12 protein-coding genes (1 of these 12 only partly in view) are annotated in these 14523 nt (G+C 70.6%); 7 read left to right on the top strand and 5 right to left on the bottom strand.

The window, feature by feature from the left end; genetic code table 11:
* A protein-coding gene (gene glnA, locus KOI47_RS05290; protein WP_216214461.1) for a type I glutamate--ammonia ligase crosses the window boundary here: on the bottom strand, window positions 1-1269 show its 5' portion. Its footprint begins 75 nt before the window's first position; the window shows 1269 of its 1344 coding nt (coding positions 1-1269); it begins with the start codon at window positions 1267-1269; its stop codon lies beyond the left edge, outside the window.
* Window positions 1270-1364: 95 nt separating this feature from the next.
* Here glnA and KOI47_RS05285 point away from each other — a divergent pair, with 95 nt between their 5' ends.
* A complete protein-coding gene (locus KOI47_RS05285; RefSeq protein ID WP_216214460.1) occupies window positions 1365-1961 on the top strand; it encodes a winged helix-turn-helix domain-containing protein in 597 nt (198 codons plus the stop codon).
* 80 nt (window positions 1962-2041) lie between these two features.
* Here KOI47_RS05285 and KOI47_RS05280 read toward each other — a convergent pair whose 3' ends face one another.
* Window positions 2042-3343, bottom strand: a complete 1302-nt coding sequence (locus tag KOI47_RS05280; protein WP_408629893.1) for an MFS transporter — start codon at window positions 3341-3343, stop codon at window positions 2042-2044.
* A 71-nt stretch (window positions 3344-3414) separates the two neighbouring features.
* Between KOI47_RS05280 and KOI47_RS05275 the strand changes: the two genes are divergently transcribed.
* Together KOI47_RS05275 and KOI47_RS05270 are read left to right on the top strand one after the other, a co-directional pair.
* Window positions 3415-4392, top strand: a complete 978-nt coding sequence (locus KOI47_RS05275; RefSeq protein ID WP_232376550.1) for a GlxA family transcriptional regulator — start codon at window positions 3415-3417, stop codon at window positions 4390-4392.
* Window positions 4393-4402: 10 nt separating this feature from the next.
* Window positions 4403-5089: an LppX_LprAFG lipoprotein gene (locus tag KOI47_RS05270; protein WP_216214458.1), complete on the top strand. Its 687-nt coding sequence runs from the start codon at window positions 4403-4405 to the stop codon at window positions 5087-5089.
* A gap of 1 nt (window position 5090) precedes the next feature.
* Here the strand turns inward: KOI47_RS05270 and KOI47_RS05265 are convergent, their stop codons facing one another.
* Window positions 5091-6704: an alpha/beta hydrolase gene (locus tag KOI47_RS05265; RefSeq protein WP_232376549.1), complete on the bottom strand. Its 1614-nt coding sequence runs from the start codon at window positions 6702-6704 to the stop codon at window positions 5091-5093.
* A gap of 22 nt (window positions 6705-6726) precedes the next feature.
* Window positions 6727-8340, bottom strand: coding sequence for an alpha/beta hydrolase (locus KOI47_RS05260; RefSeq protein WP_216214457.1), 1614 nt, complete (start codon window positions 8338-8340; stop codon window positions 6727-6729).
* A 102-nt stretch (window positions 8341-8442) separates the two neighbouring features.
* Between KOI47_RS05260 and secA2 the strand changes: the two genes are divergently transcribed.
* The 4 genes from secA2 to KOI47_RS05240 all read left to right on the top strand — a co-directional run bounded on the left by secA2 (window position 8443) and on the right by KOI47_RS05240 (window position 13869).
* The gene (gene secA2 / locus KOI47_RS05255; RefSeq protein WP_216217103.1) at window positions 8443-10794 is read left to right on the top strand and encodes an accessory Sec system translocase SecA2; all 2352 of its coding nucleotides are present in this window, start codon (window positions 8443-8445) and stop codon (window positions 10792-10794) included.
* An 80-nt stretch (window positions 10795-10874) separates the two neighbouring features.
* Window positions 10875-12608, top strand: a complete 1734-nt coding sequence (locus tag KOI47_RS05250; protein WP_216214456.1) for an NAD+ synthase — start codon at window positions 10875-10877, stop codon at window positions 12606-12608.
* Between the two features lie 14 nt (window positions 12609-12622).
* Window positions 12623-13336: a YqeB family protein gene (locus tag KOI47_RS05245; protein WP_216214454.1), complete on the top strand. Its 714-nt coding sequence runs from the start codon at window positions 12623-12625 to the stop codon at window positions 13334-13336.
* Window positions 13333-13869, top strand: a complete 537-nt coding sequence (locus tag KOI47_RS05240) for a methylated-DNA--[protein]-cysteine S-methyltransferase (RefSeq protein ID WP_216214453.1) — start codon at window positions 13333-13335, stop codon at window positions 13867-13869. The genes KOI47_RS05245 and KOI47_RS05240 overlap by 4 nt, the downstream gene beginning before the upstream one ends.
* Here the strand turns inward: KOI47_RS05240 and KOI47_RS05235 are convergent.
* A complete protein-coding gene (locus tag KOI47_RS05235; protein WP_216214451.1) occupies window positions 13866-14456 on the bottom strand; it encodes a DinB family protein in 591 nt (196 codons plus the stop codon). The two genes, KOI47_RS05240 and KOI47_RS05235, sit on opposite strands and share 4 nt — an antisense overlap.
* Window positions 14457-14523: the final 67 nt, after the last annotated feature.

Here is a 14523-nt window from a genome sequence, read left to right as displayed (position 1 = left end):
GTTCCGCAGGAAGAAGTCGTAGACATGCTCGCCGAGCGCCTCCGGCAGCAACTCGGAACGCTCCATCTCGCTCAGCGCCTCACCGAGGTTCTGCGGCAGCTGGGCGTACCCGGCGGCCCTGCGCTCGGCGTCGGACAGCGACCAGATGTTGTCCTCGGCAGGGGGCGGCAGCTCGTAACCCTTCTCGATGCCCTTGAGCCCGGCCGCGAGGATCACCGAATAGGCGAGGTACGGGTTGCAGGCGGAGTCCGGGGTACGGAGCTCGATCCGGCGCGAGGACGCCTTGCCCGGCGAGTACATCGGCACCCGGACCAGCGCGGAGCGGTTCGCCCGCCCCCAGGACACCGTCGTCGGTGCCTCGCCACCGCTGATCAGCCGCTTGTAGGAGTTCACCCACTGGTTGGTCACCGCGGAGATCTCCCTGGCGTGGCTGAGCAGGCCTGCGACGAACGCCTTGCCCGTCTCGGACAGCTCGTAGGGATCCTCCGGGTCGTAGAAGGCGTTGCTGTCCCCCTCGAACAGGGAGAAGTGGGTGTGCATCCCGGAGCCGGGCTGGTCGGTGAACGGCTTCGGCATGAACGTGGCCCGCACGCCCTGGGTGAGCGCGACCTCCTTGACCACGTACCGGAAGGTCATCACGTTGTCGGCCATGGTGAGCGCGTCCGCGTAGCGCAGGTCGATCTCCTGCTGGCCGGGCGCGCCCTCGTGATGGCTGAACTCCACCGAGATGCCCATCGCCTCCAGCGTCTCGATGGCGTGCCTGCGGAAATGGGTCGCCGTGGCATGGCTCGCCTGGTCGAAGTAGCCGCCGTTGTCGGCGGGCTCCGGCTCGCGGCCGTCTTCGGGCAGCGTGGACAGCAGGAAGAACTCGATCTCCGGATGCACGTAGCAGGTGAAACCGGCCTCGCTGGCCTTGGAGAGCTGGCGGCGCAGCACGTGCCGGGGGTCGGCCCAGGACGGCGAGCCGTTCGGCATCGCGATATCGCAGAACATCCGCGCCGAGTAGTGGCCACCCTCCGGCGTCTCCCACGGCAGCACCTGGAAGGTGGCCGGGTCGGGCTTGGCGACCATGTCCGACTCGTACACCCGCGCGAAGCCCTCGATCGCCGAGCCGTCGAAGCCGATCCCCTCGCCGAAGGCACCCTCCAGCTCCGCGGGCGCGATGGCCACCGACTTGAGGAAGCCCAGTACGTCGGTGAACCACAGACGGACGAAGCGGATGTCCCGTTCTTCCAGCGTGCGCAGCACGAACTCCTGCTGGCGTTCCATGTCGGCACCCTATGCGGATCGTGTTAACGCCATGTTGCCCGGTACCCGATCCGGCTAACCTTGCGAAGAGTTCTTCGCACTCTAGGCTGAGGTGTATGGCGCCCGACCCGGAGAAATACAAGCAGCTGGACACCCGCAGCCTGCGCGGGCTGGCGCATCCACTGCGGGTGCGGATACTCGGCCTGCTGCGCGCGGAGGGTCCTGCCACCTCGGCCCGGCTGGCCAAGCGGCTGGCCGAGGACAGCGGCAACATCAGCTGGCATCTGCGGCAGCTGGCCAACACCGGGTTCATCACGGAGGAAACCGAGCTCGGGACCCGCAGGGAACGCTGGTGGCGTGCCGCACACGACTACACCCGGTTCGACATCGGCGACTTCCTTGACGATCCGGAGACCCGCGGGCCGGTGCGCACCCTGGTGCGCGAGGTCATCGAGCTCGACTTCCAGCGCGCACTCGCCTACTCCGGGCAGGCCTGGCCCCGCGAGTGGGCCGAGGCCGCCGGGTTCAACAGCGTGCTCCTCCGGCTGACCCCCACCGAGTTGAAGGATCTGCTCGCCGAGTTGCTCGGGACCGTCGGCCGGTACGACGCCGACCGCGAGCCCGAGGGTGCCGGGGACGTGCTGATCCACATCCACGGGTTCCCGCGGCCCGACGAGGAGGAGGGCCCGGCGACGGCCGGCTCGGGTACGTGAGCGGCAAACGCGTGCGCGTGGACAGCAAACGCATGCGCGCAGACGGCAAACGCGTGCGCGTGGAGGGCAACACGGCTACGTCAGGGGCAAACACGGCTGCGGCGGATGCGCAGGGACATGACGGCGGCGAGTGCACACAGGCCGCCTGCCGCGTACCAGGCGAGGTCGTAGCTGCCCAGCTGGTCGCGGGCGAGGCCGGCGCCGAGGGCGGCCAGCGCGGCACCGACCTGGTGCGAGGCGAACACCCAGCCGAAGACGATCGGTCCGGTGCTGCCCCACCACTGGCGGCACAGCGCGACCGTCGGCGGCACCGTGGCCACCCAGTCCAGGCCGTAGAACACGATGAACGCCCACATCGGTGGTTCGGTGGTGGGGGCGAACAGCTGCGGCAGCAACAGCAGCGAGGCGCCGCGCAGGGTGTAGTAGATGCCAAGCAGCCAGCGGGGGTCCACCCGGTCGGTCAGCCAGCCGGAGGCGACCGTGCCCGCGATGTCGAACACGCCGACCAGTGCGAGCAGGCTCGCCGCCGTGGTGTGCGGCATGCCGTGGTCGTGTGCGGCGGGGACGAAATGGGTGCCGATCAGGCCGTTGGTGGAGGCACCGCAGATGGCGAACCCGCCGGCGAGCAGCCAGAACGTCGGTGACCGCGCCGCATCGGCAAGTACCAGCATGGCCCGCCGCGCGGAACCCGCCGCCGGGACGGTGGGTCCGGCCTCCGCTCCCTCACCGTGGGCCGCACCGTAGGCGGTGGTGCCGACATCCGCCGGGTGGTCGCGCAGCAGGAGCAGCACGATCGGCACCACGGCCAGCGCGGCACCGGAGACCGCAAGGGACGCGGTGCGCCAGCCGTGGTCGGTGGCCAGCACCGCGACCAGCGGCAGGAACACCAGCTGGCCTGCCGCGCCCGCCGCGGTCAGCACCCCGCTGACCAGCCCGCGATGCCGGACGAACCAGCGTGAGGTCACCGTGGCCACGAAGGCCAGTGCCATCGAACCGGTGCCCACCCCCACCAGCACTCCCCAGCACAGCATCAGTTGCCAGCTGGCGGACATGAACACCGTCAGCCCGCTGCCCGCCGCGACCAGCAGCAACGCGGTGGCAACCACCCTGCGCATGCCGAGGCGTTCCATCAGCGCCGCGGCGAACGGGGAGAACAACCCGTACAGCAGCATGTTGATCGAGACGGCCGCCGAGATGGTCCCGCGGGACCAGCCGAACTCCGCGTGCAGCGGATCGATCAGCACGCTGGGCGCCGCGCGGAATCCGGCGGCGCCGACCAGTGCGAAGAAGGCGGCGACCAGGACCAGCCAGGCCCAGTGCGGGCGGTGCGGGCTCCTCGGCCCGACGGGTTCCGTGGTGCCGCGGTCATCGAGATGAACCACGCCACGAAGCCTGCCGAGTGGCAGGATCTCGAACGAGTGGCCTGGTTGCCAATATGTGCAAGAATCTAGCCATGTCCTTCCCGCACCGGGTGGTCGTGCTCGCGATCAGCGAGGTGGTCGGCTACGACCTGCACATCCCGCCGCAGCTGTTCCGGGCCGCAGAACGCGACGGCGAGCCGCTGTACGAGGTGCGCGTCTGCGGGGTGGACGACCAGCCGGTGCGGGTGTCCACCGGCTACACCGCGGTTCTGGATCACGGCCCCGAGGTGCTGGCCGAGGCGGACACCGTGATCATTCCGGGCACCCGGGTGGACGGGCCGCGCAGGCACGGCACGCTGCCGGGGCCGGTGGCCGAGGCGCTGGCGCTGATCCCGCCAGGGGCCCGGCTGATGTCCATCTGCACCGGGGCCTTCGTGCTCGGCGCGGCAGGCGTCCTGGACGGGCGCAGGGCCACCACGCACTGGGCGCACACCGAGGACTTCCGCCGCCTCTACCCGCGGGTCGAACTGGACGAGAGCGTGCTGTTCGTGGACGAGGGCGCGGTGCTCACCTCGGCCGGGCTGGCCGCGGGCGTGGACCTGTGCCTGCACGTACTGCGCGCGGACCACGGCAGCGAGGTCGCCAACACCGCGGCGCGCTACTGCGTGGTGCCGCCATGGCGGGACGGCGGCCAGAGCCAGTTCATCGACCGTCCGGTGGCCGAGAGCGGCGCGGGCAGCACCGCGCCGACCAGGGCGTGGGCCCTGCACCATCTGGACCAGCGGCTCGACCTCGCCACCCTGGCCGGGCACGCGCGGATGAGCGTGCGCACCTTCAGCAGGCGGTTCCGCGCCGAGACCGGGCTGCCGCCGCGTGCCTGGCTGACCCAGCAGCGGGTACGGCATGCGCGGCATCTGCTGGAGACCACGGACCTGCCGGTCGACGCCGTGGCCACCGAGTCGGGGCTGGGCACCGCCGCCTCACTGCGGCAACACCTGAGCACGACCATCGGGGTCGCCCCGCTGGCGTACCGGCGCACCTTCGCGAGTTCGCACCAGCGGTCAAGCTAACGTAGGGAGCATGCTCTGCCGCCGGACCGCGTTGGTGATCGCGCTCGCGCTCGGGCTGCTCGCCGGGTGCACCTCCTCGCCGGACACCACCGGACCGCTACCGGAGCCGAAGGGCCTGGTGTCCGCGGCGGCGGACCGGCTGGCCGAGCTGCGTTCGGTGCGCTTCTCCCTCGGCCTGAGCGGCACGGTTCCCGGGCTGAACATCCGCAGTATGGAGGGCGCGGCCTCGGTCGCGGGCGGTGAGTTCGGCTGGGCAAGCGGCACCGCCGACGTGCAGGACGAGCTGGAGCGCACCGAGTACGAGTTCCTGCTCCAGGGCGACACGCTGTACCTGACCGACAAGGAGGGCACCCGGCACGAGCGGCCGGTGCCGACCCGGTATGCCCCGGCCAGCGTGCTGGCTCCGGAAACGGGGATCAGGCGGTTGCTGACCTCCGCGACGGAGCTGGAGACCGAGGGCAAGGAGGAACTCGACGAGGTCGAGGCGTTCCGGGTGGCGGGCGCGGTGCGCCGGGAGGTGATCTCCGCGCTGGTGCCGGGCATTCAGTCCGATGTGGACGTGAAGTTCTGGGTCACCACCGCACAGCCCCGCGATCTGGTCCGGGTGTGGATGCAGATTCCGCCACGCAAGCCGAACGAGGGCGCGGTGATGCTGGAACTCAGCCTCACCGGGCACAACACCCCCGTCACCTCCTGACTCAGGGCGCGCAGCGGGTGCCTTCCGCTGGCAGCGTGCCGTCGATCAGGTACGCCGTACCCGCCTCGTCCACACACTCATTACCCCGCAGGAACACCGTGTGCCGGGTCCCCTCGAAGGTCAGCAACGCCCCGCCCATCGCCTCGGCGAGACGCTCCCCGGCGGCGTACGGCGTGGCCGGGTCATTCGTCGTGGAGATCACCAACGGCGCCGGCACCCCCTCCACCTGCGGCAGACCCGGCTCCGAGGTGTTCGGCACCGGCCAGAACGCACACGCATCCAACGCCGCCCCATCCGGCCTGCCATCGTCGAGGAACGGCGCGAGTCTCGCCATCTCCCGCTGCGCGGCCAGGATCTCGGCCCTGTCGGTGATCTTCGGGTGGTCCACGCAGTTGATCGCGGTGAACGCGTCCTGCGTGCTGGCGTACTTCCCGTTCTCGTCCCGCTGGTGGTACTGGTCGGCCAGCTCCATCAGAGTCTTGCCACTGCCCTGCCGTAACTCGGCCAGCCCGGTGTTCAGCTTCTCCCAGAACTGCTCGGAGTACAGCGCCTGGATGGTGCCGGTGGTCGCGTCCTCGTAGGACAGTGGCCGCTCCCCAGCGGGCACCGGGTTGTCGATCAACGGCCGGACCAGGTCCTGGTAGGCCGCGGTGGCCCCGGCCGGATCCGGCCCGAGGGCGCAGTCCTGCCGCCGCGCACACCAGTCCGTGAACTCGCCGAAGGCGGTCCCGAACCCTTCCATCTGGGCAAGCGTGCTCTCCAGCGCATCCTGCTCCGGGTCGACCGCCCCGTCCAGCACCATCGCCCTGACCCTGGCGGGAAAGGCCTCGGCATAGGTGTAGCCGATCCGGGTGCCATAGGAGTAACCGAGGTAGGACAGCTGCACGTCGCCGAGGGCGGCGCGCAGGATGTCCAGGTCCTTGGCCACCTCGCGGGTGCCGAGATGGGCCAGCATCCGTTCCCCGTGTTCGGTGTGCCGCACGCAGCCCGCGATGAAGTCCCGCGCCTCCGCCTCCTGCTCGGCCACCCCCTGCGGGGAGCCGTCGGTCTCCCCGTCATCGGCCCGGTCGGCATCCCGCTCGGCATCGGTAAGGCAGTCCACCTGCGGCTTGCTCGCCCCCACCCCACGCGGATCGAAACCAACCAGGTCGAACCGCTGCGCCAGGGCGCCCTTGCGGACCTGCACGCCGATACGTGCCGCGGCCACCATGCCGGAGATCCCAGGGCCGCCCGGGTTGAGCACCAGCGAGCCGATCCGCTCGTCCGGGTTCCCTGCCCGGTACCGGAGCAGGCCGAGGGTGATCTCCGGCCCGCCGGGCTCGGCGTAGTCCAGCGGTACCCGCAGCCGCGCGCATTGCACCCCCTCGATCCGGAAGGCGGCCGTGCTGTCCGCCGTGGTCGCGAAGGGTGCGCAGGGACCCCACTCGAGGCTCTGCTCGTAGTAGCTGTCCACCGTCTGCTCCGGCTCGGCCCGCGTGCTCGCGGCCACCGACTCGGCCGTGGTCGGCGGCGCTGAGGTGTCCCCCGGCGCGGGGGACGAGGGCGAGCAGGCCGCGAGAACGCAGGCCAGCACGACCACCGCAGGGCGGGCGGTACGACTCTTCGACGTGAGCACCCGCGTGATCGTGCCACTACATTCAGTTCGCCGCGGTGCAGCGGGTGCCTTCCGCTGGCAGCGTGCCGTCGATCAGGTACGCCGTACCCGCCTCGTCCACACACTCATTACCCCGCAGGAACACCGTGTGCCGGGTCCCCTCGAAGGTCAGCAACGCCCCATCCATCGCCTTCGCAAGGTTCACCCCCGCCGCGTACGGCGTGGCCGGGTCATTCGTCGTGGAAATCACCAACGGCGCCGGCACCCCCTCCACCTGCGGCAACCCCGGCTCCGAGGTGTTCGGCACCGGCCAGAACGCACACGCATCCAACGCCGCCCCATCCGGCCTGCCATCGTCGAGGAACGGCGCGACCTCCTCGTAGCGGCGCTGCGCCTCGAGGATCTCCTGCTTGTCGGTGACCCGGGGGTCGTCCACGCACCGGATAGCGGTGAACGCGTCCTGCGTGCTGGCGTACTGCCCGTCCCTGCCCCGCTCGTTGTAGAGGTCGGCAAGGGCCATCAGCATGCTGCCCTGGTGCTGTTTCAGCTGGTTCAGCCCGGTGTTCAGCTTCTCCCAGAACTGCTCGGAGTACAGCGCCTGGATGGTGCCGGTGGTCGCGTCCTCGTAGGAGAGCCTGCGACCGTCCGCCAGCTGCACCGGGTTGTCGATCAACGGGCGCACCAGGTCCTGGTACGCCCCGGTGGCCCCGGCCGGATCCGACCCGAGGGCACAGTCCTGCCGCCCCGCGCACCAGCGCGCGAACTCGCCGAAGGCGACCCCGAAGCCCTCGCCCTGCGCGACCAGGGACTCCACCAGGTCCTGCTCGGGGTCGAGGGCACCGTCCAGCACCAGCGCGCGGACGTTGCCGGGGAAGGCCTCGGCGTAGGTGTAGCCGATCCGGGTGCCATAGGAGTAGCCGACGTAGGAGAGCTTCTCGTCCCCGAGCGCGGAGCGCAGCACGTCCATGTCCTTGACTACGTCGCGGGTGCCCAGGTTGGCCAGCATCTCGGCGCCGTACTCGGTGCGCTGCGCGCATTTCCGCGCGAAAGCCTTGGCCTCGGCCTCCTGCTCGGCCACCCCCTGCGGGGAGCCGTCGGTCTCCCCGTCATCGGCCCGGTCGGCATCCCGCTCGGCATCGGTAAGGCAGTCCACCTGCGGCTTGCTCGCCCCCACCCCACGCGGATCGAAACCAACCAGGTCGAACCGCTCGCCCAGCGGCGTGCCCTCGATCTGCTTGGCGGTCGAGGCCGCGGCCACCATGCCGGAGGCGCCGGGGCCGCCGGGGTTGAGCACCAGGGAACCGATCCGCTCGTCCGGATCACTCGCCTGGCGCCGGAGCAGGCCGATGGTGACGGTCTCGCCACCCGGGTCGGCATAGTCCAGCGGCACGGTCAGCCGGGCACAGCGCAGCCCGGTGCCGCCGAAGGTCTGTTCGGCGTTGGCCGAGGTGGCGTAGGAGGAGCAGGACTCCCAGGTCAGCGGCTGGGCGTAGAACCGCTCCAGGCCGGAGGGCACCGGACCGGCCGGGCCATTGGTCTCGGTGACCGTGCCCTGCGGCTCGCCCTGGTCACCCGAGCAGGCGGTCAGCGAGCTGATCAGCAGACCGATGGCCGCTAGACAGGAGGCGGGAAGCAGGTAGCGTTCGCGGGCGGGCACCACATGATGGTGCCATTCGCGAGTAAAGGAACTCGAACGCACCGTCACTGCGTTGGGGAAACAGACCAGACGGGACACGGGAGGCCACGGGTGGCAGCGTTGATGAGCCGGGTCGGTAAGCGGTTGCGCAGGATCATCCAGCGCCCGGCCAGCGTGGAACTGACCCGGTACGAGGCACTGCTGCCCGCGGTCGAGAAGCGGGAAGCCGAGCTGGAGAAGCTCTCCGACGCCGAGCTGACCGCGGCCGCAGGCGAGCTGCGCACGACCGAGCCGCCGGAGCGGGTCACCTTCAGCGAGGACGAGCTGGTCACCCTGTGCGCGCTGGGCCGGGAGGCCGCCCGCAGGGCGCTGGACGAGCGGGCCTTCGACGTGCAGCTGCTCGGCACCATGGGGCTGCTCACCGGGCATGTCGTGCAGATGGCCACCGGTGAGGGCAAGACCCTGGCCGGGGCGCTGGCCGCCGCGGGATACGCCCTGCGCGGCAAACGGGTGCACATCATCTCGGTGAACGACTACCTGGCCCGCAGGGACGCCGAGTGGATGCGGCCGGTCTACGACCTGCTCGGGGTGTCCGTCGGCTGGGTGGAACCCGCGCTGAGCCGGGAGGAGCGGCGCACCGCGTACGCGGCCGAGATCTGCTACGGCGCGGTCAGCGAGATCGGCTTCGACGTGCTGCGCGACCGGCTGGTCACCCGCGAGGAGGACCTGGTGCAGCCCGAGCCCGAGGTGGCGATCATCGACGAGGCCGACTCGGTGCTGGTCGACGAGGCCAGGGTGCCGCTGGTGATGGCGGGCTCGGTGGACGCGGGCGTTGCCGACGAGGAGGTCGCCAACATCGTCCGGCGGCTGCGGCTGGGCCTGCACTACGAGACCGACGCCGACGGCCGTAACGCCTGGCTGACCGCGGCGGGTTCCTCGGTGGTGGAGAAGGCCCTCGGCGGGATCGACCTGTACGGGGAGGAGCCCGGTTCCGGTTCCGACCGGCTGGCCTCGATCAACGCGGCGCTGCACGCGCATGCCCTGCTCACCCGCGATGTGGACTACCTGGTCCGGGACGGCAAGGTGCAGCTGATCAACGCCTCCCGGGGCAGGGTGGCCGAGCTACAGCGCTGGCCGGACGGGCTGCAGGCCGCGGTGGAGGCCAAGGAGCAGATCCCGCCATCGGAACGCGGTGAGATCCTGGACTCGATCACCGTGCAGGCCCTGCTGGCCCGTTACCCGCAGGTCGCGGGCATGACCGGTACCGCGGTGGCGGTGGCCGAGCAGCTGCGCGAGTTCTACCGGCTCGAGGTGGCGGTGATCCCGCCGAACATGCCGAACATCAGGGAGGACGCCGCGGACCGGATCTTCGCCTCGCCCTCGCACAAGCTGCGCGCGATCGTCGAGGAGATCCGCGAGGTGCACGAGACCGGCAGGCCGATCCTGGTCGGCACCCAGGACGTGGCCGAGTCCGAGGAGCTGGCCGAGAAGCTGGCGAAGGCGGAGCTGCCGTGCGTGGTGCTGAACGCCCGCAACGACGCCGAGGAGGCCGCGATCATCGCCGAGGCAGGCAAGCACTCGGCGATCACCGTGTCCACCCAGATGGCGGGCCGCGGTACCGATATCCGGCTGGGTGGCGCGTCCGCGACCGTCGGCAGCGCGGAACGGGAACGGGTCGCCGAACTCGGCGGGCTGCACGTGATCGGCACCGCCCGCTACCCGAGCAGCAGGCTGGACGACCAGCTGCGCGGCCGTGCTGGGCGGCAGGGTGACCCCGGTAGCTCGGTGTTCTTCGCCAGCCTCAACGACGACCTGGTGCTCGGCTATGCCCCGGACGTGCCGGGCGGCATCGAGTCCGATGAGGAGACCGGGGAGATCACCGCGGCAACGGCCTACCGGCACATCCAGCACGCGCAGCGCGTCGCCGAGGGCGTTGACCTGGAGATCCACCGCAACACCTGGCGCTACACCCGGCTGATCGAGCGGCAGCGCGGCGAGCTGCTGGCCTACCGGGACAAGCTGCTGCGCACCCCGCTGGCCACGGAGACCATGGAGAAGGCCGCGCCGGAGCGATACGCGGAGCTGGCCGAGCAGCTGGCGGCGGACACCCTGGTCCAGGCCTGCCGGGAGATCATGCTGTACCACCTGGACCAGCTGTGGGCCGACCATCTCGCCTTCCTCACCGATGTGCGGGAGAGCATCCACCTGCGGGCGCTGGCGCGGGAGACCCCGATCGACGAGTTCCACCGGGCCGCCGTCCCGCAGTTCCGCAAGCTGCTGCCGGAGGCCGAGGAACGCTCGGTACAGACCCTGGCCGAAGCGGAGATCACCGAGGACGGGGTGGACCTCGCGGCCTCCGGGGTGCGCAGGCCCACCTCCACCTGGACCTACCTGGTGCACGACAACCCGTTCGACTCCGATGCGGAGCAGGCGCTGAAGAAGGTGCGCAGCATGCTGCGCAAGAAGCGTTCCTGACGGCTGGGGTCTCGCGTTTCTCGCGCACTTTCCGGCCGGTCCGCTTCGCCGCGGGTCTCCGGGTGCGGAAGAATGGCCGCATGCCGCAACTGCGTATCGCGCTGGGTCAGATCAATCCCACGGTGGGTGACCTGCACGGCAACGCCGAGCTGATCGTCGAATGGACTCGCAGGGCCGCACACGAGGGCGCGCACGTCATCGTGTTCTCCGAGATGGCCCTGGTCGGCTACCCGGTGGAGGACCTGGCGCTGCGTTCCTCCTTCGCCAAGGCCTCCAGGGCCAAGGCGGATGAACTGGCCGGGCTGCTGGAGCAGGCGGGCTGCGGGGAGGTGCTCACCTACGTCGGCTACCTGGACCAGGACGAGGTGGGCCCGCGCAACGCGGTGGTCGGGCTGTTCCGCGGCGAGGTGGTGGTCCGGCAGTTCAAGCACCACCTGCCGAACTACGGGGTGTTCGACGAGCGCCGCAACTTCGAGCCGGGGAACTCGCTGGACGTGGTGCGCCTGCACGGCCTGGACATCGGCCTGGTGATCTGCGAGGACATGTGGCAGGAGGGCGGTCCGGTCGCCGCGCTCGGCGAGGCCGGGGTGGATCTGGTCGTGGTGCCGAACGCCTCGCCGTACGAGCGGTCCAAGGACGACATCCGGCTGCCGCTGGCCGCCCGGCGCGCCGCCGAGGCTGGTGCGCCGCTGGTGTACACCAACCAGGTCGGCGGCCAGGACGACCTGGTGTTCGACGGGGACTCCATCGTGGTCGGCGTGGACGGCGAACTGCTCGCCCGCGCCCCGCAGTTCGTCGAGCACCTGCTGGTGACCGATCTGGACCTGACCGCGGGCGGGCACACCGCAGAGGGCGAGCTGGCCGGCCTGCGGGTGCGGCGCAGGCTGCTCGGCGCGGATCACCGGGACCCGCTGCCCAGGTACCAGCCGCTGGCCGGGCCGGTGCTCAGCGAGCCGCTCTCCGATGAGGCGGAGATGTGGTCGGCCCTGGTCGTGGGATTGCGCGACTATGTGCACAAGAACGGTTTCCGGTCGGTGATCTTCGGGTTCTCCGGCGGGATCGACTCCTCGGTGGCCGCGGCGCTGGCGGTGGACGCGCTCGGGCCGGACGCGGTGCACGGTGTCGCCATGCCGTCCAAGTACTCCTCCGAGCACTCCCGCTCCGACGCCGCGGAGCTGGCCCGCAGGCTGGGCTGCCATTTCCGGGTCGAGCCGATCGAGAACATGGTCGCGTCCTATGTCGACCAGCTCGGGCTGTCCGGGACCGGCCTTGCCGAGGAGAACGTCCAGTCCAGGGTGCGCGGGGTGCTGCTGATGGCACTGTCCAACCTGGAGGGGCACTTGGTGCTGGCCACCGGCAACAAGACCGAGCTGGCCGTTGGCTACTCGACCATCTACGGCGATGCGGTCGGTGCCTTCGCGCCGATCAAGGACGTGTTCAAGACCCAGGTCTGGCGGCTGGCCCGCTGGCGCAACGCGGACGCGGAGAAGCGCGGCGAAACCCCGCCCATCCCGGAGAACTCGATCAGCAAGCCACCCTCGGCGGAGCTGCGGCCGGATCAGCTGGACACCGACTCACTGCCGGACTACACCGTGCTGGACGACATCCTGGACGACTACGTCGAGGGCGACCGCGGCCTGGAGGACCTGCTCGCGGCCGGGTTCGACGCCGCGCTGATCGACCGGGTGGTGCGCATGGTGGACAAGGCGGAATACAAGCGCAGGCAATACCCGCCGGGCACGAAGATCACGTTCAAGGCGTTCGGCAGGGACCGTAGGCTGCCGATGACCAACGCCTGGCGGGAATCGCACTAGGAGCTGCCGTCTCGATGAACACCGAAGAGTCGCGAGCGCACACGCCGACGGTGCTGGCCGAGCCGCCGTGGTTGCATGCGCTCTACTTCCTCGGTTTCCCCGCGCTCGGGGCCGGCGCGGGCTGGTTGCTGCGGCAACTCGCCGACTGGGCCCTTGGCCTGGCGTGGATCCCGTTCCAGGGACCGTTGGAGCTCATCGACTCGATCCCAGAGCCGCACCTGACCATCGGGGTGCTCGCGGTCGGCGCCCTGGCCGGGTTGGCGCTCGGGTTCGTGGCGCAGCACGAGAGCCTCACCGTCACCCTCTCCCCCGACCGCGTGGTGCTGGACCGGGAGGACACCAAGCGGGAGTTCGACCGCGCGCAGATCAGCGCGGTCTTCCGCGAGGGCGACCGGCTGGTACTGCTCGGCAGGCAGGGCAAGGAACTGGCCAACAATCCTTCCGGGGTGAGCACCGCCCGCTACGCGGCCGCCTTCCGTGAGCACGGCTACCCGTGGACCGATGGCGATCCGCATGCCGAGGAGTTCCGGCGCTGGGTTCCGGACCAGCCCGAGCTCCCCACCGGGGCGAACGCCCTGTTCACGGCGCGGGAAAGGGCACTGCGCGAGGACAAGTCGGACGACGTCAAGGAACTGCGGGCGGAGCTGGCCAAACTCGGCGTGGTGGTCAAGGACGGTAAGGGCAAGCGCCAGTACTGGCGGCTCACCGGTCCGGACCCTCGGCCATGACGACGACCGGCTTCGCGGTGTTCGAGACCGCCCTCGGCCCCTGCGCGATCGCGTGGGCGGAGGACCGGGTGCTGGGTGCCCAGCTGCCGGAGGGCAGTGCGCAGCGGGCACGGGCCCGCATGCGGGGCCGGTTCCCGGCGGCCGCGGAGACCGAGCCCCCGCCCGCGGTGCGGCAGGCGATCGAGGGCGTGCGGGCATTGCTGCGCGGCGAGCCGGGTGACCTCGCCGCGGTGGCGCTGGACATGTCCGAGGTACCGGAGTTCCACCGCAGGGTCTACGAACTCGCCAGGGCGATCCCACCCGGCCAGACCCGCACCTATGGGGAGATCGCGCACCTGCTCGGCATGCCGGGATCGGCCCGTGCGGTCGGCCAGGCCCTCGGCAACAACCCGTTCGCGCCGATCGTGCCCTGCCACCGGATCCTTGCCGCGGGCGGCAAGGCTGGCGGCTTCTCCGCCCGCGGCGGAGTGGACACCAAGCGGCGCCTGCTCGAAGCCGAGGGCGTCTACCTGGAGGAACCGACCCTGTTCTAGGAGTTCTCGACCGCGGCGGGTTGCCACGGTTTGATCCACGGCGTCTCCGGCCAGTCCTCCGCACCGGCCATCAGCTCGAACGCGGTGGCGCCGTCCACGGACTCGCGGATGATATCGGCGTGCCCTGCGTGCCGGGCGATCTCCTCGATCAGGTGCAGCAGCACCCACCGCACCGACCAGGCCTCGATGTCCTTCGGGTTCCACGGCGCGTCCGGCACCGGGACGGGCCGGCCGAGGTCGGGGATGCCGCGGATGATCTCCTCGGTCTCCTCGGCCGCGCGCCGGGAGTCGGCGATGATCTCCGCGAGCGTCTCGTCCGCGCCGAGCAGGAAGTCGTCGCCGTACTTGTCCAGCTGCTCCTGGGTCACCGGCTGGGTACGCTGCAGCACGGTGTCCATCCAGCCGCGCTCGGTCGCGGTGACGTGCTTGATCAGGCCGCCCACGCTCAGCGAGCTGGCGGTGGGGGTGGCCCGCGCCTGCTCCTCGGTCAGGCCGTATGCCGCGATACGCAGCACGTCACGCTGCTGTTCGAGAAAAGCGAGCAGGGCATCGCGCTCATCGGTGACGGGGCGAACGTTGCCAGGCATGGCCACCTCCAGTGTCGGCAGGCCCATCCGGCCCGATACGGAGATCCTGGCACGTGCCACCGACAGT

This window comes from Amycolatopsis aidingensis, from assembly GCF_018885265.1.
Classification (GTDB): domain Bacteria; phylum Actinomycetota; class Actinomycetes; order Mycobacteriales; family Pseudonocardiaceae; genus Amycolatopsis; species Amycolatopsis aidingensis.
The sequence above is the reverse complement of the archived record's forward strand: the minus strand, read 5'-3'. Positions and strand labels throughout refer to the sequence as shown.